The 20,426-nt window shown below is 35.7% G+C and carries 21 protein-coding genes; all 21 read left to right on the plus strand.

Annotation, left to right across the window (positions count from 1 at the left end):
* Positions 1–958 (plus strand): bacterial Ig-like domain-containing protein (locus FC89_RS06845; RefSeq protein WP_162258273.1); only part of this gene is annotated, 958 nt, incomplete at its 5' end.
* Positions 959–1,281: 323 nt separating this feature from the next.
* Positions 1,282–2,079, plus strand: coding sequence for a Cof-type HAD-IIB family hydrolase (locus FC89_RS06850; protein WP_057871803.1), 798 nt, complete (start codon positions 1,282–1,284; stop codon positions 2,077–2,079).
* Between the two features lie 429 nt (positions 2,080–2,508).
* Positions 2,509–2,832, plus strand: a complete 324-nt coding sequence (locus FC89_RS06855; RefSeq protein WP_057871804.1) for a hypothetical protein — start codon at positions 2,509–2,511, stop codon at positions 2,830–2,832.
* On the plus strand, positions 2,825–3,361 hold the full coding sequence (locus FC89_RS06860) for an HMA2 domain-containing protein (RefSeq protein ID WP_057871805.1): 537 nt from the start codon (positions 2,825–2,827) through the stop codon (positions 3,359–3,361). Before FC89_RS06855 ends, FC89_RS06860 begins: the two co-directional genes overlap by 8 nt.
* Before the next feature lies 1 nt (position 3,362).
* Positions 3,363–4,826 carry an HAD-IC family P-type ATPase gene (locus FC89_RS12945; protein ID WP_057871806.1) on the plus strand — a complete coding sequence of 488 codons (1,464 nt, stop codon included), beginning with the start codon at positions 3,363–3,365 and terminating at the stop codon, positions 4,824–4,826.
* A 15-nt stretch (positions 4,827–4,841) separates the two neighbouring features.
* Entirely contained in the window at positions 4,842–5,420 is a 579-nt protein-coding gene (locus tag FC89_RS12950; RefSeq protein ID WP_057871807.1) for an HAD-IC family P-type ATPase, read from the plus strand.
* Between the two features lie 16 nt (positions 5,421–5,436).
* Positions 5,437–6,036 carry an HMA2 domain-containing protein gene (locus FC89_RS06875; protein WP_057871808.1) on the plus strand — a complete coding sequence of 200 codons (600 nt, stop codon included), beginning with the start codon at positions 5,437–5,439 and terminating at the stop codon, positions 6,034–6,036.
* A 72-nt stretch (positions 6,037–6,108) separates the two neighbouring features.
* Entirely contained in the window at positions 6,109–6,360 is a 252-nt protein-coding gene (locus FC89_RS06880) for a hypothetical protein (protein WP_057871809.1), read from the plus strand.
* Between the two features lie 141 nt (positions 6,361–6,501).
* Positions 6,502–7,005: a phosphatidylglycerophosphatase A family protein gene (locus tag FC89_RS06885; RefSeq protein WP_057871810.1), complete on the plus strand. Its 504-nt coding sequence runs from the start codon at positions 6,502–6,504 to the stop codon at positions 7,003–7,005.
* A 147-nt stretch (positions 7,006–7,152) separates the two neighbouring features.
* Positions 7,153–8,658 carry a glutamate/gamma-aminobutyrate family transporter YjeM gene (yjeM, locus tag FC89_RS06890; RefSeq protein ID WP_235804394.1) on the plus strand — a complete coding sequence of 502 codons (1,506 nt, stop codon included), beginning with the start codon at positions 7,153–7,155 and terminating at the stop codon, positions 8,656–8,658.
* 415 nt (positions 8,659–9,073) lie between these two features.
* Positions 9,074–10,204, plus strand: a complete 1,131-nt coding sequence (locus FC89_RS06895; protein ID WP_057871811.1) for a 5-methyltetrahydropteroyltriglutamate--homocysteine S-methyltransferase — start codon at positions 9,074–9,076, stop codon at positions 10,202–10,204.
* Positions 10,205–10,647: 443 nt separating this feature from the next.
* Positions 10,648–11,982, plus strand: coding sequence for an APC family permease (locus FC89_RS06900; protein ID WP_057871812.1), 1,335 nt, complete (start codon positions 10,648–10,650; stop codon positions 11,980–11,982).
* An 85-nt stretch (positions 11,983–12,067) separates the two neighbouring features.
* Positions 12,068–12,826 (plus strand): cyclase family protein, encoded by a 759-nt coding sequence (locus tag FC89_RS06905; RefSeq protein WP_057871813.1) that lies wholly within the window; start codon positions 12,068–12,070, stop codon positions 12,824–12,826.
* A gap of 156 nt (positions 12,827–12,982) precedes the next feature.
* Positions 12,983–13,927 (plus strand): succinylglutamate desuccinylase/aspartoacylase family protein, encoded by a 945-nt coding sequence (locus FC89_RS06910; RefSeq protein ID WP_057871814.1) that lies wholly within the window; start codon positions 12,983–12,985, stop codon positions 13,925–13,927.
* 9 nt (positions 13,928–13,936) lie between these two features.
* Positions 13,937–15,466: an ABC transporter substrate-binding protein gene (locus tag FC89_RS06915; protein WP_057871815.1), complete on the plus strand. Its 1,530-nt coding sequence runs from the start codon at positions 13,937–13,939 to the stop codon at positions 15,464–15,466.
* A gap of 10 nt (positions 15,467–15,476) precedes the next feature.
* A complete protein-coding gene (locus FC89_RS06920; RefSeq protein WP_057871816.1) occupies positions 15,477–16,400 on the plus strand; it encodes an ABC transporter permease in 924 nt (307 codons plus the stop codon).
* Between the two features lie 2 nt (positions 16,401–16,402).
* Positions 16,403–17,224: an ABC transporter permease gene (locus tag FC89_RS06925; protein ID WP_057871817.1), complete on the plus strand. Its 822-nt coding sequence runs from the start codon at positions 16,403–16,405 to the stop codon at positions 17,222–17,224.
* An 18-nt stretch (positions 17,225–17,242) separates the two neighbouring features.
* Positions 17,243–18,199, plus strand: a complete 957-nt coding sequence (locus FC89_RS06930; RefSeq protein ID WP_057871818.1) for a hypothetical protein — start codon at positions 17,243–17,245, stop codon at positions 18,197–18,199.
* Positions 18,174–19,001 (plus strand): ABC transporter ATP-binding protein, encoded by an 828-nt coding sequence (locus tag FC89_RS06935; protein WP_057871819.1) that lies wholly within the window; start codon positions 18,174–18,176, stop codon positions 18,999–19,001. Before FC89_RS06930 ends, FC89_RS06935 begins: the two co-directional genes overlap by 26 nt.
* Positions 18,985–19,755, plus strand: a complete 771-nt coding sequence (locus tag FC89_RS06940; protein WP_057871820.1) for an ABC transporter ATP-binding protein — start codon at positions 18,985–18,987, stop codon at positions 19,753–19,755. Before FC89_RS06935 ends, FC89_RS06940 begins: the two co-directional genes overlap by 17 nt.
* A complete protein-coding gene (locus FC89_RS06945; RefSeq protein WP_157060679.1) occupies positions 19,755–20,312 on the plus strand; it encodes a carboxymuconolactone decarboxylase family protein in 558 nt (185 codons plus the stop codon). The genes FC89_RS06940 and FC89_RS06945 overlap by 1 nt, the downstream gene beginning before the upstream one ends.
* Positions 20,313–20,426: the final 114 nt, after the last annotated feature.

Below are 20,426 nucleotides of genomic sequence, written 5' to 3' on the forward strand. Positions count from 1 at the left end.
AACCACGAAGTGGAACGCTGAAAATAACTTTAACTCTGCAACAGATGAGAATGGGAATCCGCTAAAAGTTACAGATTTAGAAGTAACCGGTAGTGTAGATCCAACCAAACCAGGAAAATATGAAATAACATATAGCTATACAGATGGAGCTGGTAATCAGATCAGTAAGACGATCACAGTAACAGTGGTCGCATCTAAGGCAGCAATAGACGCGAAAGATAGCACGATCATAGCTGGCCCGACCACGAAATGGAACGCGGGAAACAACTTTACTTCGGCAACGGATGAAAATGGCAATCCTTTACAGATTTCGGATCTGACAGTAACCGGTAGTGTAGATCCAACCAAACCAGGAAAATATGAAATAACGTACAGCTATACAGATGGAGCCGGCAATCAGATCAGTAAGACGATTACCGTGACAGTGGTCGTATCTAAGGCAGCAATAGATGCGAAAGATAGTACGATTACTGCTGGAAATACTTGGAATGCTTCGAATAATTTTATCGGTGCTAAAGATGAAAACGGCAGAGAATTACGACTATCTGATTTAACTATTAGTGGGAAAGTTGATACACAGACACCAGGAAGATATACGATCGTTTATAGCTATACAGATTCAGCAGGGAACACGATTTCCAAAACGATTAATGTAACAGTCATTGCAAGTCAATCACCAGACAATAAAAATAATGATGATTCAAATGTCGCTCCATTTAATAATGATGGTTCGAATGAAAATTCAAAAACTGATGATGGTGATAACTCAAATATTAGTGGCTCATCAGTTAAAGCAAAATCCTTAAAAAGTAATAAGGATCAAAGTAGCCAAACATTGCCTCAAACTGGTGAGGAGCAAAACACATTAATGTCAGTTATAGGTATGTTGATACTAGCTTTGGCTGGTGTTGGAACCCTTTGGGGATTCAAACGGCATACTAAAAAAGATAAGCAGTAATCCATTGCTGGATAACAACAACAGTTCATACTGCGGTACTTGTAAAAATAAACTGACAGGTAACAATTTGTAACAAAAAATTGAAAAATGAAGCGTCTTGGATAGGTAACTATTTCCAAGATGCTTCATTTTTTTAAACAGCATGAGGATCGTGATTCGTTGCTTTTTTCTGCAACGAAGGGCTTGTTATTTATTTTGGAAATGTTAACCTTTAATTAGTTAGGAAGATACTGTGATAGGCATGTTTTATCGTTAATAATCAATGATTCTGAAACAAAATTTAACTCAACGACAACAATGACAAAGACTAAGGAGTAAGGATAATGCTTCCCAAATTAATTTTTAGCGATTTGGATGGAACTTTATTAAATAATCAGCATCAGATTACACCTAAAACACAGCAAGCAATTTTGCGGGCAGTGGCAGCAGGAAGTAAGTTTATTCCGGTATCGGCACGGATGCCAACTGCAATTGCACCAATACTGCAAAATATTGGTTTGATCACACCACTAATTGCCTATAATGGTGCTTTGATTCGTGATGCGCATGCTCGAAGTATAAAATCAATGGCACTTCCGGTTGTAACAGCTCAAAGTATTTGCAACGATGTTGAACAGCATTTTCCTAACTTAGTCTGGAATATTTATGGTGAAGATCGTTGGGCAGCGACCAATAATGATCAAAAATGGGTGCCAAATGAAGAAAAAATTGTTGGTTTGCAGGCGCAGCGTTTAGTGACAATTGCTGAAATTGCGCAATTTAAATTGATTCATAAAGTTTTATTGATGGGAGAATCTGAATCGGTTAAGCAAGCAGAATCACTGATCAAGCAATATTATCCAAAACTGTCAATAGCCCGTTCATCACCTAATTTAATTGAAATCACAGCTGGTGGAGTTGAAAAAAGGCAAGCAGTCAGCTGGTTAACGAATTATTATCAAGTTAGACCTGAAGAAACAATTGCTTTTGGTGATAATTACAATGATTTGGGAATGCTGACGACGGTTGGCACTGGTTACGTAATGGGAAATGCTCCCCAAGAAATTAAAAAAAGAGCTGGCAAATTAACAGCTGATAATGATCATGACGGAATTGCAGCAGTTTTGCAACAGTGGTTCTAAGTGTTTTATCATTTAGCAAATTTGCATTGAAATGATATTGTTAATAATTATGATGGCTTAAAAAAAGAAGGATCTGTTTTATTTGAAAAACGGGTCCTTCTTTTTGTTTTGAAAATCGTCGACGGATCAAAATTAGGAAAAATTTGTTTATAATTATTCAAAATATGTAATTTAATGCCTGGGTGAAGATTTTTAAAATGATTCGAATAAATTTAATCTGCCACAATACTAAGCGCTTACATAATTTAGCTGAATATGTTAAAATATTTATAATAATGGTGATAAAGTTAGAAGAAATTGTTTTATTAAACGGATAACAAATTAATTATTATTGTTTTTTAAATAATAATAGTGATTAATATTTGATTTAAACGATTAGCATTTGTATCATTAATTTAGAATGGTTATCGATGGAGCGGAGGACTTGGAATGCAGTTGCTTTCTTTGTTTGAATTAAAACGTGAAGGAAAAAGGTTAAAGCGGAAATATCGGATTGAGGTGCTCAGTGTAACTAAAGAACGGGTTCGTTTGCAGTCACCTTATTGGCATAATAATGCAGCGCTGCTGGAAGATATCAAACGTTATTTGCTGCAAGATGTTCCCGAGATCAAGGAAATCCGATTAACACCGCTAATTGGTACAGTTACGTTGTATTTTTCGATTCCCAAGGAGTTTCCTTTTGAAACGCTGCAATTTTTAGAGCAGCAGTTAGAAAATATTTATGCTCAAAATGGGGTGAATTTAAATGAATAAGTTATTGAGTTTTGGTCTAATGACCGTGGGAATGAGTGGTTATAAAAAGCTGATGCGGACGCAAAATATTAAAGTTGTTTATGCCAATAGTTACCGGTTGCGGCTGCAAAGTAATCGTTGGAAAAATAAGAATATTCATGCATATGTCAAGCAACGAATGGCGGAGTTCCCAGAAATTGAGACGGTAGCAGGATCTGCTGAAATTGGCACACTGTTATTTAATTTTAAAAAAGCCAGTTTTTCACAGCAAGAATTTGATGATTTTCTAAATGAATTAGTAAAAATGACTGATGAAGCATATCAAGAAGCTCCAGTAACCGCACTTAATCGGCTTTATGATGGCAAACAAAAAGTTGATCATTTGTTGAAACGAGCTTCACTGGGTTTGATTGATAGTGATACATTGATTTTTTCCTACAGTTTAGTTAAGGGAATTCGGGCATGGAGCAGCCGTCCGCAAGCTGCATTGAGTTTCTTATGGTGGAGTTATTCAATTTTAGATCGAGTCAATAGAAAGCGGGAAAAATAACTTGAAATTAGTTCATCAATTGCCAGGCAGATTACGACTGCATTTAAAACAAGAACTAAAAAATTATTCTGAAGTGCAGATTGAAGCAATCGCGCGGAGTGTGCCGGGAATTTACAGTGCTAATTGCAATCGGTTTTCAGGCAGTTTGTTGTTGTATTATGATCCACAGCAAATATCTCCGGGTAAAATTCGCCAAGAGCTTAATTGGTCTTTCAATCAGCATTGGATTTTTAAGCAACGAGCTGCAGCAGCACTAGTAGCATTAATCAGTGCGGCAGTTTTAGAACATTCCTATGAACAATTGCCTAATCATTGGCGTAAACCTTTGCTGGGTGGCAGTTTATTATTGAGTGCTGCACTGGATCCGAAGGTATTTACACGTGGATTTAAACAATTGCTGCGCTTGAAACCGACAGCAGATAGTTTAACGATGGTTAGTATTTTAGCGGCCTACTTGATTAAACAACCAGTAACAGCAACAACTGTGATGATTATGAGCGGAATATCAAACCTTATTGAAGAAATTACAGATCGCCGCAGTCACTCCTATTTAGAAAATTCTTTAAAATATCGTGGACAAACAGTTCACCGTTTAAAAGCTGGTAAATGGCAGGATATCCCGTTAAATCAAGTTAAGCAAGGTGATTTGTTGGCCTGTTATACTGGTGAAAAAATTTTAGTTGATGGTCAGGTTGTCAACGGGAAAGCCAGTGTTAATGAAGCTGGAATCACCGGTGAATTCCAATTAGCAAAAAAGCGGCCGGGAGATCAAGTGTTTGCTTCGACGGTGGTTGAACAGGGACAATTGGAAATTACGGCAACCAAACTTGGTTCACAAACAGAAGAAGCTGCCATTTATCAATTGCTGCAAGAAGCTCAATCCAACAAGAGCGAATTACAAAAAACAGCCGATCGTTTGGCACAGCAAATGGTTGGAATTTCATTTACGGCAGCTGGGTTAACTTATTGGCTGCAGCGAAATTTGCTAAAAGCTATTAGTGTGTTGGTAGTTGATTTTGTTTGTGGGGTCAAATTGTCTAGTGAGATCGCAATTCTGACTGCAATGAATCATTTTACACAACAACAAGTGGTTGTTAAAGGCGGTCGGACAATTGAAAACGCAGCCATGATTAAAGAAGTGATTTTTGATAAAACTGGAACTTTGACAACTGGTCAACCAACGGTACAAAAAATTTCTTTGGCGCCTGGTGTTTCGCAACCGAAATTGTTAGCAGCAGTCGGTTATGGCGAGCAACATGTCAACCATCCAATCGGACGAGCTATCATGAAGTTGGTTAAACGGCATGATATTGACTTGGAAACATTACGGCTTGAGGACGAGGAAGTTTTGACCGGTTATGGAATCATCGCACATAATTTCCATGGTCAAAATGTTTACATTGGTTCTGAGAAATTAATGAAACAGCATGCAATCAGTGGGTTTGAACAGCAAGTTGAATTATAAGATCCAACAGCTCGGGTGATTTATGTTGCAGTTGATCAGCAGCCATTGGGGATTATTGTTTTAAATGACCAAATCCGCACTAAAATGAAGCAAACGATTACCAAATTGCGGAAATTGGGGGTGGTAAAAGTTACCATGCTGACAGGTGATAAGCAGGCAGTAGCTCAGCAAGTTGGCCAGCAGCTTCAGCTTGATCATGTTGCTAGTGGGCTTTTACCGCGTGATAAAGTTGATTATGTCAAAAATGCGCAACAACAGTGGCCGGTGATGATGGTTGGTGATGGATTAAATGATGCTGCCGCCTTGAAATGGAGTATGGTCGGAGTAACTTTAGGTAAAAATGCCAGCGGCGCGGCCAAAAATGCATGTGATGTTTTAATTCAAGATGATCGACCTGAAGTTATTTCGGAAATTATAGAAACTTCACAACAGACCATGCGGATTATTAAACAAAACTATGCCGCTGTGTTCACGTTGAATACAGCTGATATTATTTTAAGCTTGAATGGCCGCATCAAACCGGTTTTAAGTGCAATAATTCATAATGGAACAACGATTGGGGTTATTTTACATTCACTGATTAAATTACGCTAAAAAGGAGCATTCAGCTATGAAAATCTTACATGAAATTCCTGGTAGAGTCCGTGTGTATTATCCAGACTTGAAAATGTCGCCAAATATCTGCCGCCAGATTACTTATAGTTTATCAGCACGCCAAGGTATTATTTCAGTTCGAACTGAACCGCGAATCTCAACGGTCGTTGTTTATTATGATCAAGCAGCGCTGTCGTTTGATCAAGTTATTCGAATTTTATCAGTTTTTGAGCTATATGATGACGGACAACTACTATCACGTGATTTTTGGCAACAATCAGCTTCCTTAAGACGAGCCGTACAACGTTCAGCTGTTTCAGGAGTTTTACTGACAATGAGTTATGCGACTCATTTTTTGCAGCATCCTAATGCCTTATTAGATGTTTTTACAACAATTTTTACAGGCTATACCGTTTTATCACATGGTGATCGCAAGCAGGGACGAATTAGACATCCAGATATTATTACAGCGTTTATTACATCGTTTGCGTTGGGACCAACCAAGATGACAGAAGTGGCGTTGACCTCTTGGATTGTAAACGCTCTAGAATTGATTCAAGATTACCATCAGTTAAACGAGCGTCAGCAAAAAATGTTGACACAGACGGCTTTTTAAGCCAATAAAATGTGTTTAAAATGATTCGTATGTTATAATAAATTATAGATAGTATTTTAAGGAGGGATTTCGATGATCAATTTTGATAAGGACTTTTTTGTCGGCTTTGTAGGCGGAACAATTGTTGGTGCTACTGGTTATAAACTATATGAAGATAATGCAAGCGACTTAAAACGTTTTGTTAAGAACCCATCACTTAAACATTCAGCTAAAACAAGTGCTGAACCAACTTTGGAAGAATTAATTACTCAAAAAGAAAATTTAGAAGATATGATTGCTGAAAAAGAATTGGCTGAAAAAGAAAAGAAAGTTGCAGTGAAGTAATTAGATAATTTATGCAGATAATACTAAAGCCAAAAGCAGCGATGATTTTATAAATCGCTGTTTTTTTGGCTTTATTTTGAAGAAAATGCTAAATTACTTTAGAATAGAAAGTGTTAGCTTTAATAGAGAGGGGAGAAAATAATGAACGATCCTAAATTTAAATTTCCAGATAAGGCATCATATAAATTTGTGACTGATTATTTTGAATCAAAAGGAGTGAAAGCTGATGATATTGCTTCAATAACATATAATATCCAGCAACGCTATATTCCAAATTTAGAAATGAGCGAGGTACGAGCTGCTGTAATTGATGTTTTACACAAACGCGAAGTTTTGAATAATGCCATGGTCGGAATTGTTTTAGACCAGTTTGCCAGTCGGCGACAATTACCGGAACCGCTGCAAAGCATTGTTGAAAATGATAGCGGTGTTTTTGGTGTCGATGAGCTATTAGCAGAAGGTGGCATTTCTGGAATCTACGGTAAAATTGCAACCACTAATTTTGGTTATTTGGATAAAGAAAAGCATGGCATTCTTAAACGGCTCGATCATCCAACTGACGGAAATGTAAATACTTTTTTAGATGATATTATTGCGGCAGTTGCAGCAGCTGCTGGGGCCAAAATTGCGCACGCCCACGCATAAATAATTAATTTTGAAGTTCATATTTTATGATAATTGTTGAATAATAAGCAGGAGATTTTTATTGACATCTTTCTCTAGTGTGATAAGTTAAAAATGATAATTAGATTATGATTAAAAAAAGATAAACTAACGGGGAGAAAGACGACAGTGGCAAAAAATAAACAGCAGTTAACTTTGCTGAGTGTTTTATTAATGATTTTTACTTCAACCTTTGCATTCGATAATACCTCGATTGCTTATTATACAATGGGATATGCTGGAATTATTTGGTATATTTTAGCTGCTTTATTATTCTTTGTTCCGTCAACTTTGATGTTTGCTGAATTTGGAGCTTCTTTGCATGAACAGCCAGGTGGTGTCTTTTCTTGGCTGGAAAATTCTCTGGGATTGAAGTGGGCCTTTATTGGCGGCTTTATTTGGATTGCTTCTTGGGTGATTTTGATTGTTTCGACAGTATCTAAAATTTGGATCATGTTGTCAACGACTATTAGCGGTTCTGATCAGACTGGTCAATGGCGTGTGGGTAATTTGACTTCAACGCAAACGATTGGCATTATCAGTATTTTATTTTTTCTGCTGGTAACGGCGATTGCTGTCAGAGGGTTAAAAAAAGTTGCCCGTTTAGCTGCTATTGGCGGTGTTGCGGCCGCAGTATTGACGATCTTCTTTTCCTTGGCGAGTCTATTGTTATTATTGAAAAATGGTTTTCATTTGGCTGAACCGGTGAAATTGCCGGAAACTTTTATCAAGTCTCCACGAGCAGGTTACCAATCGATCAGCCAAATGATTTCTTTTTTAATTTTTGCGGTATATGCATATGCCGGAATTGAAGCCATTGGCGGTGTATCCGATCAAATGAAAAATGCTAAGAAAAATTTTCCGCTGGCCTTGGGGCTGGGAGCTTTGTTGATTAGCTCGGCGTATGCGGTAATCATTTTTCTGTGGGGCGCTTCTGCTAACTGGCAGGAGGTTTTTCATCATTCGGGAGTTAATCTGGGTAATACAACTTATGTTTTGATGAGTAACTTGGGCTATCGTTTAGGTGAACAATTCAACTTGCCAGCAGCACAGGCGCAAAGTCTTAGTTTCTTTTTTGCCCGTTTTGGCTCATTTACAATGTTGTTGAGTTACCTGGGCTCATTTTTTGTGATCGTCTATATGCCAATCAAATCATTTATTTTGGGTACGCCTAAGAAATTATGGCCACAAGCACTGCCTAAATTAAATCGTTTCAACATGCCAGCCAATGCAATGTGGTGGCAGGCACTGATTGTAGCGATTTTAATAGCCTTGACATCTTTTGGAAATAAATCGGCAACAGCCTTTTATAATATTTTGACACTGATGGACAATCTTTCTTCGACCTTGCCATATCTTTTCTTGGTCACAGCTTTTCCATTTTTCAAAGCAAATCGACAATTAACTAAGCCGTTTGAATTATTTCATCGAAAAATTAGTTACTGGTTAGCAGTAGGATTGGTTGATAGTTTGCTATTGCTAGGTGTTGGTTCTACAGTTTATTCAGCTTTGACCAGCCGCAATTATTTAGAATTATTTTTGGAACTGGTTGGACCAGTTCTCTTTGGGATAATTGGGTATGCGCTTTATTTGTTGTATCGTCGACGGCAGCAAAAATCACTATTAAAAAATTAGTGATTCCTCTTGACATCTTTTGAGCTTAAGATTAGAATGCAAATAACGTTGTTAATCTAATTTTAATCAAATGGATCTTTTGAGAAGAAGAGTAACTGGTGCGATGGTCGGCAGAGAATCCGGGTAAGCTGAGAACGGTGATCGGTCAAGTCAGTGAAGATGAGCTTTGAAATAGAAATATTCGGTGCAGGCTGGATATTCGGTAGGAACCGTTAATTTCCCAGATATAATAAAAGTATCGTTGAGGTGTCGCTTGACACGAAAAAGGGTGGTACCGCGAACCATTCGCCCCTTGTTAATTCATTTTGTAATGGATTGATGAGGGGTTTTTTGTTTTCTCTAAGAATGCGATCCTAAAAATTAGTACAACAACAAAATTAATTGATAATAACAAATTTGAAAGGTGGAAATTTAAATGACAAATGCAACCGCAACTAAATTACATTATGATATCGTAGGCAGCTTTTTACGTCCTGACAATTTGAAACAGGCACGCGCAGCACAGAAAGATGGCAAAATTTCATTGGCCGATTTACACCAAGTTGAAGATCAGGCAATCAAGGACTTAGTTGCTAAAGAAAAAGCACACGGCTTGAAGATTGTAACTGATGGAGAATTTCGCCGCAGTTACTGGCATCTCGATACTTTTTGGGGCTTTAACGGTATTAAACATACACATGCTAAGCAGGGATATCTTTTCCACGATGAAGAAACTAGAAATGATTCAGCACAAGTTGCTGGGAGAATTTCGTTTAATCCCAATCATCCAGATTTGGCAGCATACAAATTTCTTTATGATTTAACTAAAGATGATCCAAAAATTACGGCTCGCCAAAGTATTCCCGCTCCGGCTCAATTTTATGCAGAATTAGTCAGAGGTGAAGAAAACGTTCAGGCTCTGAAAAAAGTTTATGATTCTACTGAAGATCTAATTAATGATATTGGAGAAGCGTATCGTTCTTTGATCTTAGCGCTTTACGCGGCAGGTTGTCGTGATGTTAAAATTGATGACTGTACTTGGGGAATGGTTGTCGATGATAAATTCTGGGAAACGATGGCAAATGGTGATTATAGTCGTGAAAAACTTGAGCAAACGTATTTGGAAGCAAATAATGCAGCTTTGCATGATTTGCCAGATGATCTGCGAATCAGTACCCATGTTTGTCGTGGTAATTATCATTCAACTTGGGCAGCATCTGGCGGCTATGACCCAGTTGCTGATTACTTATTTGCCAAAGAAAATGTTCAGGCCTTTTATTTGGAATTTGATGATGACCGTTCAGGTGACTTTGCTCCGTTGGCTAAAGTGGCAACTGGCAAAGATGTCGTTTTAGGGCTGGTTACCAGTAAACGTCCTGAGTTAGAGGATCCGCAAGTACTAATTAAACGTGTCAAAGAAGCCAGCCAGTATGTACCATTGGAGCATTTGTCTTTAAGTACACAATGCGGCTTTGCTTCAACTGAAGAAGGCAACAAATTAACAGAAAAACAGCAGTGGGACAAAATTGAATTAGTAGTTGCTACAGCTGAAAAAATTTGGAATTAAAAAAATGTGAATTTAATGTGATTTTAGTGTTGACAAACGTAAATAATGCCTTTAAAATAAATCTAAATTAAAAAAAGAAAAATAAAAAAGATGAGTAACTTGCAATACCATTTTCAGAGAGACTAGGTTGATGAAAATAGTCAATGGAACAGCAAGCGAAGATGGTCTTTTATAGAATTTGCTGTGAGCATTAGATAGGTAAGCAGCAAACAGGTATGCCTGTTATAGCATCGAGGTTATGAGATATGATATTTGTATTTAAACAAACTCACGACCTGATGAGAATAATCAAGGTAACTTGATTATTAATTAACGAGTGGTAACGCGAAATTCGCCTCGTAGTCAGAAATGACTGCGGGGCTTTTTTTGTTAAGACAAACAAGCATAGTATATATATTTTGTGATATTAAAATTGAAGAGTAAAAGGAATAGGAGAATTGCTTATGGAAAAAAGGAACACATCATTGAAAGTAAGTTTATCGACAAGGGACTTATTAGTATATGGAATAACATTTATGATACCAGTTGCACCATTGGCTTTCTATGGTTCTTTTTTGCAACCAGCTAATGGAATGGTTGCTTTAGCGTATTTGGTAGGGATGGTTGCAATGTTATTTACAGGTTTCAGCTATGCGACTATGTCCTCGCATTATCCTTTTTCGGGCTCTGTTTACACTTATGTTCAACAGGGAACTAATGCTGGTTTAGGTTTTATTGGGGGATGGGGAATAACACTAGATTATTTACTGATACCAACCATTACTTATTTGATTACAGAATCTTTTGGGAAAGCTTTGATTCCACAATTACCAGGTTGGATATGGATAATTGTGTTGGTTGTTTTTAATACAATTGTAAATATTTTAGGTGTGAATGTTGTAACAAAAATAAGCTGGGGACTTTTCTCATTACAAGCTTTTGTGTTAATTGCATTTGTAGTTGGAACTATTTTCGGGTTACTAAATGGAAGTTTTGCTCTACATGCAGTAGCGCTCTATAATCCAGAACATTTTAATTTTAATGGGGTTTTGCAAGCTACGGGAATTGTAATAGTCAGTTATCTTGGATTCGATGCAATTAGTACTTTGTCTGAAGAGGCAAAAGATCCATATCATTCTGTAAGTAGAGCCATAATATTGTCAATTGTAAGTATCGGTTTATTGTTTGTCGTTGTAACGACGTTAGCTGGATTTGTTGCTCCTGACTATAAAAACTTAAATGAAAATACAGCATTTTTGGACATATTACAACGAGTGGGTGGAAAATGGTTAGTTATTTTAGCAGATATTTCAATTATTTTGTCGTTTGGTTTTGCAAGTGGACAAGAAGGACAAACAGCTGTTTCAAGAATATTGTATGCAATGGGTAGGGATGGAATATTGCCTGCATCGTTAGCAAAACTACATTCAAAATATAAAACGCCATATATATCAATATTATTAGTTGGATTAATTTCATTAGTGTTGTCTCTTACGCTTTCACAGAATACAGTTTCCAATTTAGTTAGTTTCGGAGCTCTTTTTGGATTTATTCTTTTAAATTTATCCGTTATTTGGAAATTCTTTATTAAATCAAAAAACAAAAATTTAGAATCATTCATTAAATATTTAATATCACCTCTGATTGGTTTTGGAGTAAGTTTTTGGATATTTGTTAGTTTGACAAAAGAAGCAAAAATTGTAGGTATTGTTTGGTTACTAGTAGGTTTTCTAATTTTATTAGTAAAAACAAACTTTTTTAGAAGAAAAACTCCTAGTTTAGATTTTTCGGATAAATAAAAAGTTCGTAAATTTATAGAACGTAAAAATTTGTATTAAATATATATTAAAAATAATATTAATAAAATAAGGAGTGTAGTATAAAATGACAAATTTAAACGAAAAAAAGAATGATTCTTCACTTAGTGATTTAATAACACGATTGAAAAAATATCAGTGGATAGATTTAACGCATACATTTGGTCCAGAAAGTCCACGGTTTCCATCTTTTGAGAAACCTGAATTTAAAACTATTTTTACACATGCAGATGGCTTTTTTGTGAAAGAATATAGATTTCCGGGACAATTTGGGACTCATATTGATCCACCAGTGCATTTTGATTCTCATAGAGATGTTTATGTTGAAGATATATTGTTAAAGGATCTTTTATTACCACTAGTTGTAATTGATAATTCTGAAAAAGTAAAGAATAGTCCAGATGCTTCTTTGTCGGTTAATGATATCAAAGAATGGGAAAAGAAAAATGGGAAAATTCCTGAAGGATCTTTTGTAGCTCTCAGAACAGATTGGAGCAAAAGGTGGCCTAGTCAAGAAAAATTCCAAAATCTTGATAGTAATGACAAGGCTCATTATCCTGGCTGGGACTTAGATGCGTTGAAGTATATCTATGAACAAAGAGGTGCGGTTGCAAATGGGCATGAAACTTTTGATACCGATACAGCGGTAAAACAACAAAAAGGACTCATTGGGGAATATTACGTACTTTCGCATGGACATTATCAAATTGAATTACTTGATAATTTAGATTTACTCCCTGCTACTGGTGCATACATTTTTATATCTGTACCTAAAGCAGAAAAAGCCCCTGGTTTCCCAGTAAGGGCATTTGCAATTTTGCCTTGAAATAGAGCCTGAAAGAACAATTTGTTTGAATTATGATGTAACAGATTTGGAAGAATGAACTTTCACTGAATTATGCAGAAAAATATATTTAATTTATTTAAATATATTATAAAAAAAACAGATATACCTATCTACTAAAGGGAGTAGGGAGAGTTAATGACAATAATACAATCGTTATTTAACCAAGTATCTGCTGGACAAAAGAAACATTTTTTATTGAGTAACGAGTTTGGCAGGTTATCTATCTACATTATTAAAGGAACAGTTCCAGGCCCAACTGTATGGATTCAAGCAGCTGAACATGGTGATGAATTAGATGGAATTTACGCAATTCAACAACTCGTATCAACTGTATCACCACGATCAATTCATGGATCAATAATATGTTTACCAATTGTTAATCCAACAGCTTTTATGATAGGCCATAATCGTAGTCCTAAGGATAATGTTAACCTTAATCGTGTTTATACGAAAAAGTCTCATCCAAATAGTTATTCGTATCGATATGGACAATGGTTGATTGAATCAATTGTAAGTGTTTCAAATTATTTCATAGATTTACATGGCGGAGGAGAATATTTGGATGTAGCTAGTTTTGCAACAATTCCTGATGATGCAACAGCACAAACTAGAAGATTAGTTACTCAATATCTTGATATTGAAGCTGTATTAACCGGTAATAAACAAAGTACTGCAATGTTGATTGATGCTCTAACTTCTAGAGGTATAGCAGCTTTACTATTGGAATCGGGAGGTACTAATCAGGTACAACCAGAGGCAATTCACACACACATTACTAACATTTTAACGTGTTTGTGCTATTGGCATATTCTTGAAAGGATACATCGGCTAAAAATTTACAATCCACGTATCGTGAAAACGATTCAAGAAGGGTATTTTGATTCATTAGGATTACTACAAAATTGGCAAAAGCCTGGGGAAATTTTGATTCGTGGTGAACCTATTATTACTTATAATGATTTGAAAGGTCAACAGCATGAAATGCTGACAAAACTAGCACAAGCTATAGTTTTGTCAGTACATACGCAATCATTGATTAGGAAGGGCCAATACGCCTTTTTGGTAGGACAAATTGATTAGGGGAAGATTATGAAAAAGTTAATTAGTATAATTTTTACATTTATTATCATTTTTTTAGCAGTATTTGGGTATGTGAATTATAAAGGTAATTCAGGAAGAAAAGTTGCTGCAAAACCATTAGTAATTGCGCGACCATATGATGTGGCTGGTCTGGATCCAGGATTTTTAACAGAAAATGCACAAGTAGTTGATAATATTTTTGATACATTAGTTACACGTGATAACAATGAAAAACTTAAACCGAGTTTAGCAACTAGTTGGAAGCAAATTAAACCAACTATTTGGCGCTTTAAACTACGTAAAGGAGTTAAATTTACTAATGGTGAAAAATTTACGGCATCATCAGTAAAGTTTTCAATTGACCGTGTACTAAATCCGAAGAATAACGCGCCAACTGCAAGTTATATTTCAACAATTAAGCAGGTAAAAGTTGTAAATACACACACTGTTGATGTAGTTACTAAAAAGCCAGATCCATTAATTCCTACGCGTTTTAATCGCTATCCAACAGAAATTGTTCCAGAAAAGTATGTGAAAAAAGTGGGAGAAAAGACATTCTCTGAACATCCAATTGGTACAGGTGCATATAAATTTGTTAGTTGGAAGAAAGGGGAGTCTGTGACGTTAAAGGTTAACAAGCATTACTGGAATGGCATACCAAAAGTGAAAAAAGTTATTTTTAAAGCTATTCCACAAGCATCTACTCGCATAGATGCGTTAAATAATGGTGAAGCTGATATCATAACTGGTGTGTCACCGGAAGATCGTACTAATGTACAAAAGTCTAAAACAGCACGTTTATCAACTGTTAGACGAGGTGGCAATATCGTTTATGTTGGTTTTAAAACTAATGTTAAACCATTTAACAATGTTAAAGTACGTAGAGCATTAAATTATGCAATCAACAAACGGCAAATTGTGAAGGACGTCTTAAAAAACTCTGCTGTGGCAACTAATAGTCTAAGTGGACCGAAGGATACAGGTTATACCGGTGAACCCAGTGGATATGCTTATAATCCTACTAAAGCAAAACAACTGTTGAAAGAAGCTGGTTATTCAAATGGGTTTACGGCTACATTAGATACTGTTAACTGGTATGCAGATAATACTGCCGTGGCACAAGCATTAGCAGCACAACTAAAAAAGGTCGGAGTAATTCTCAAAGTAAAAAATATTGAGAGTTCAGTTTATCGTAGTTCAGTACCTGCTGGCAAACAATCGGCTATGTATGTTTTAGGTTGGAGTTCAACGAATACGTTAGACGCAGATGCTGCAATGTATGCTGTTTTACATTCAGGAGAGCCATATTCTACTTATTCAAATGTAACAGTTGATAAAGAACTCGATGAAGCGCGAACTACGTCGAATTTGACGGAACGAAAACATTTGTATGCAAGCATTGAAAAAACAGTAGTTCAAGATGCACCACGGATATTTTTATATCAAGAGAACACTTATTATGGTGTTTCAAAAAAGATTAATTGGTCTGGGAAAATTGATGGATCAATTAACGTGAAAGACGTTTCGTATATAAAGTGATGGTGAAATAATGGTACATTATCTTTTGAAAAGATTAATACAGTCAGTGTTAACATTACTGAGTGTTCTGACTATAGTGTTTATTCTTGTACGTCTTGCAGGAAATCCAGCTCAACTTATGTTACCGGTAGATGCCACACGTCATGATGTAATTGCATTAAATGCAAACTTAGGATTGAATCATCCTCTTTGGATGCAGTATTGGGATTATCTAGTTTCAATCTTACAGGGTAATTTTGGAGAATCATTATATTATAAACAATCAGTCATTTCGTTGATTGCGGAGCGTCTACCAGCCACTTTAAGTCTAGCGATACTTGCAATTATTATAGCAATTGTCGCTGGTATCATTATGGGAACTATATCCGCAATTTGGAAAGATTCATGGTTGGATCATATTAGTACTAGTTTTGTGTTTTTAATTCAGTCATTTCCAACATTCTTTATTGGAATCTTATTAATCATGATTTTTGCGGTTAAATTACGCTGGTTTCCAACTTTTGGTAATGATATGCCAAAAGCAATCATTCTTCCAGCTTTAACATTAGCAGCATATCCAGTTGCACCGATTACTCAAACTATGCGAACGTCATTAATTGAGGTTTTAGATGGAAAGTTTGTATTAGCAAAACAGGCAATGGGATTTACTGATGTCGATATTGTTTTTAATCGCGAAATTAAAAATGCAATGTTGCCTGTTTTGACTATTATCGGCTTAGAGTTAGGAACGATGATCGGTGGTGCTGTTGTAACTGAGACTGTATTTTCTTGGCCTGGAATAGGACAGTTAGTCGTTCAAGCTGTACAAAAGCGTGATTTTCCTTTGATTCAAGCAACAGTAATTATTATTAGTGTATTTTACATTTTTATTAATTTTGCAGTAGATGTTTTATATTTTTATCTTGATCCACGTGTAAGAAAGGGGAAAATATAATTATGAAACATATTACTTGGCAAAATGAAATACGACTTTTACCGTTTGCCATTATTATTATACTCATTATTTTTGGACCATTAATTGCGCCATTTGATCCTAATTCTCAACATATGAAGAGTACACTGCTAACTCCCTTAGCACATTATGCTAATAGTGGAAAATTAGCAATTTTGGGTACTGATGAATTAGGAAGGGATATTTTTAGCAGAATCTTATATGGTGGGCAATTATCATTATTAATTAGTATTGTCGCAGTATTAGTATCAGGAACAATTGGATTAATTATTGGGACAATTTCAGGGTATTTACAGAGATTTACTGATACGTTTTTTATGAGTTTGGGGGATATCCAATTATCTATTCCAAGTATTTTGTTAGCCATTGTCATTATTTCAGTGTTTGGATCGGGTATTGTCAATGTAATAGCGGTATTGTCAATTACTGGTTGGGTTTCAACGGCTCGAGTTGTACGAAGTCGTGTTATTCAACTTAAAGAAACAGATTTCATTCAATCTGCTGAATTGATGGGACTAGGACATGGAATAATTATTTGGCATCACGTTTTACCAAACGTTATGAATACATTTATTACACAAGAAATTTTACAGATATCCCGTATGATTTTATTTTCTGCATCGTTAAGCTATCTTGGTGTTGGAGTATCATTGTCAACAATTACTTGGGGTGGCATGATCAATGAAGGCCAAAATTATCTTCAAAGTGCTTGGTGGATAGCAACAATTCCGGGAGTTTGCATTGCAGTTGTTGTGGTAACTATAAACCTATTTGGAGAATGGCTTCAGAACTTATTAGTTGCTTGAAAAAGGAAGATGAGATGGATGCAGATACTTAACCGTCAGCAAATGTCAAAAATTGATTTTACAGACACTCAAGTACTTTTACAAATATTTTGGAAAACACTGCAGTCGAAACGAAATGGAAGGGCAGTTAACGCACAAGAAATTGCCATGATACCTGAGATGCTTACAAAGGGTGCGTTTTACTCACTACCGGGTTATTTACTGGATGATCAGTTAGTTGGTTTAAAGTGGACCAGTCACGTGCCCAAGACCAATGAACCTTTTACTGAACCGTTAATTTTATTGAATTCTATGCAGTCTGGAATGCCACTTGCTTTAGTTGACGGGCTGCGTATTGGGGGTGTGAGAACAGCGCTTGTTACCTTATTAGCTTTACAAAAATTGCTATCTGTTGTGCCAATTCGTATTTTGATTTGTGGGAGTGGATTTCAAGCTCAACAGCATTTAGATGTATTGTACCATTCTTTACCAAATACACATTTTTTAATTTGGGATAGAGAACAATCGCATGCACAAAGAGTAGCAGCGCAGTACACACGACGAGTATCAGTTGTGAATGATCTTAAATATGCATGCCAATCTTCTACTAGGGTGATTATTGGTGCAACATCAGCGATGGAGCCATATTTACATTATGAGTGGCTTAGTCCTAGACAACTATATGTGCATATCGGTTTACACGATATGGCACCGGACGATGTTGCACATTTTAATAAAATTATTTGTGATGATTATCGTGCAGGCCAACTAACTTCACAACAATCACTGTTCATTGCAATGCGTCAAGGATTGATTGTTAGCAAACAAGTACAGTTATTGGAAGATATATCTGTACCATTAGATACATCTTCCGATAATAAACCATTAATGTTTGATCAATTTGGACTACAAATATTCGATTTTGTGCTTGCAAAGTATGCACTGACAAAATTTGAAAGGAAGTTTGAAAATGCTAACATCTCCATCTCTAATTGAAGTGAAAAATTTGAGCATTTCTAAAGAAAGACAACATCAGCTAATCATTAATAATGTCAATTTTGCAATTAAACAAGGAGAGGTGTTTTGTTTAGTTGGAAAATCTGGTGCCGGTAAAAGTATGATTGCTAAATCAATATTACGTTTGTTGCCATATAACTTACAATGTTCAGTTACTGGGAAAATAATTTTTGCAGGTCAATCGTTGTTTGAACTATCACATAGGCAAATGTTAAAATTACGCGGTCAAAGTATCGGAATGATTTTTCAAGATTCATTTGGAGCTCTGAATCCAGTGTACAAAATTAAAGTGCAAATGGCTGATGTTTTTCATAAAGCAGATCCTAAAATCAGCAAACGGATGATTCATGAGAGAAGTCTTGAATTACTAAAACAAGTTGACATTGAACAGCCTGAGAAAGTGTTAAAACAATATCCATTTGAACTTTCTGGTGGTATGTGCCAACGAATTATGATTGCAATTACACTGATTCAGCATCCGCGTTTATTAATAGCAGATGAACCGACAACATCATTGGATGTTATTACGCAAAAAAAAATTCTTAATGTTTTATTGCGATTGAATAAAAAATTACGGATGAGTATCTTATTCATCACACATGATCTTGGAATTGTGCATCAAATTGCTGATCGAATTGGAGTTATTGAAAATGGACACATTATTGAAATCCAAGAATGTAATGCACTGTTTCAAAATCCGCAGGCATCGTATACTCAGAAGTTATTAGCTAATATATTACGAGTGCCAGCAATGGAGGAAGAATATGACACAAAAGATTGAGTTGTTATCAGCAGAGGGATTAAGTAAAAAATATTCTCAAGAACCAGGAGCTTTTGCTTTGGAACCATTTTCATTTACTATTAATCAAGGTCAGACGATCGGGATTGTTGGACAGTCGGGAAGTGGTAAGACGACGATTGCACGAATGATCATGGGAATGACAATACCAACTAACGGAGTGATTAAATTTAAAAGTCAGGTGCTAACGACAAATCGGACAAAAAGACAACGACGACAAATTCAGTATATTTTTCAGAATCCTTATTCTTCACTTGATCCACACTTAACTGTACGCCAAATTTTGGCAGAACCATTAAAGTTTTATTTTGGTTTGAAAGGTGAAACATTAACCAGTCGGTTATTAGGTTTGTTAGCTAATGTTAAACTAGATAGGCAAATTTTGGATAAAAAGCCTCATGAGTTATCTGGTGGACAATGTCAACGTATTGGGATTATCAGAGCATTGGCGGCACAACCAAATCTAATTGTTTGTGATGAGCCAACATCGGCATTGGACACATTTAATCAGGTACAAGTGTTAACACTGTTAAGAAAAATACAAATTGATACACATGTTGGGTTGGTTTTCATTTCACATGCATTAGAAGTAGTATATCAACTTGCAGATTATTTATATATTTTTCAACGAGGTCATCTGATTGAGGAGGGATTTAGCACACAGGTTTATACTCGACCGAAAACTGAGTATACAAGGACGCTATTAGAATCAATACCTAGTAGAGGCATTGATTAGTGAAAGGAAGAGGAGATATGGCAATTATTTCATTGGCAAAACGTGATGATTTAGACGAAGACGGAAAACAATTTTTTGATGAACGACTTAGAAAAGGAAAACGTATTACGAATATGACTAATACATTGATGCGCTCGATGAAAAGCTTTTATGCAATGGAATTTTACCCAATTCGTGATGAAATGATAAAGATAGTAGGCAATCGTGCAACATATTTCTATTGCTACGCAATTTCGGCTCAAACAGATTGTTTAGTGTGCTCAACCTATCATGCAAAGCTTTTACGAGATTTAAATATTAGACCTGACGAATTTAAAAATACTGAGATTGAAAAAATACTAATTGCATATGGTCGTGCGATAGTAGATGATGCAAATAATGTTCCAGAAAAACTCTATGTTCAACTTAAAGATATATTTACAGATAAAGAATTGGTAATTATTACGACCGTTGGTTGCAAAATGATTGCATCAAATTTATTCAACCAAGCATTGAAAGTTGACTTAGACGAATATTTATATGATGTTGATTTTAAAGCAGACTTGCAAACCAAATAATTTTATTCAGTTAAGAGTAGTCAAAACTCTCGATTAAAGTTCTTTTCGTTATAGCTAATTACTTTCATACCAATGAAATTATTTAACAATTTTTCGTTGGAAAATTGTTATTTT

Source organism: Liquorilactobacillus ghanensis DSM 18630 (assembly GCF_001435235.1).
GTDB classification, from domain to species: Bacteria; Bacillota; Bacilli; order Lactobacillales; family Lactobacillaceae; genus Liquorilactobacillus; species Liquorilactobacillus ghanensis.

Bases quoted from the DNA above. Each gene is read 5' to 3' on its own strand.
- FC89_RS06850 (WP_057871803.1), top strand. From the start codon at position 1,282: ATGCTTCCCAAATTAATTTTTAGCGATTTGGATGGAACTTTATTAAAT.
- FC89_RS06855 (WP_057871804.1), top strand. From the start codon at position 2,509: ATGCAGTTGCTTTCTTTGTTTGAATTAAAACGTGAAGGAAAAAGGTTA.
- FC89_RS06860 (WP_057871805.1), top strand. From the start codon at position 2,825: ATGAATAAGTTATTGAGTTTTGGTCTAATGACCGTGGGAATGAGTGGT.
- FC89_RS06875 (WP_057871808.1), top strand. From the start codon at position 5,437: ATGAAAATCTTACATGAAATTCCTGGTAGAGTCCGTGTGTATTATCCA.
- FC89_RS06880 (WP_057871809.1), top strand. From the start codon at position 6,109: ATGATCAATTTTGATAAGGACTTTTTTGTCGGCTTTGTAGGCGGAACA.
- FC89_RS06885 (WP_057871810.1), top strand. From the start codon at position 6,502: ATGAACGATCCTAAATTTAAATTTCCAGATAAGGCATCATATAAATTT.
- FC89_RS06895 (WP_057871811.1), top strand. From the start codon at position 9,074: ATGACAAATGCAACCGCAACTAAATTACATTATGATATCGTAGGCAGC.
- FC89_RS06900 (WP_057871812.1), top strand. From the start codon at position 10,648: ATGGAAAAAAGGAACACATCATTGAAAGTAAGTTTATCGACAAGGGAC.
- FC89_RS06905 (WP_057871813.1), top strand. From the start codon at position 12,068: ATGACAAATTTAAACGAAAAAAAGAATGATTCTTCACTTAGTGATTTA.
- FC89_RS06910 (WP_057871814.1), top strand. From the start codon at position 12,983: ATGACAATAATACAATCGTTATTTAACCAAGTATCTGCTGGACAAAAG.
- FC89_RS06915 (WP_057871815.1), top strand. From the start codon at position 13,937: ATGAAAAAGTTAATTAGTATAATTTTTACATTTATTATCATTTTTTTA.
- FC89_RS06920 (WP_057871816.1), top strand. From the start codon at position 15,477: ATGGTACATTATCTTTTGAAAAGATTAATACAGTCAGTGTTAACATTA.
- FC89_RS06925 (WP_057871817.1), top strand. From the start codon at position 16,403: ATGAAACATATTACTTGGCAAAATGAAATACGACTTTTACCGTTTGCC.
- FC89_RS06930 (WP_057871818.1), top strand. From the start codon at position 17,243: ATGCAGATACTTAACCGTCAGCAAATGTCAAAAATTGATTTTACAGAC.
- FC89_RS06935 (WP_057871819.1), top strand. From the start codon at position 18,174: ATGCTAACATCTCCATCTCTAATTGAAGTGAAAAATTTGAGCATTTCT.
- FC89_RS06940 (WP_057871820.1), top strand. From the start codon at position 18,985: ATGACACAAAAGATTGAGTTGTTATCAGCAGAGGGATTAAGTAAAAAA.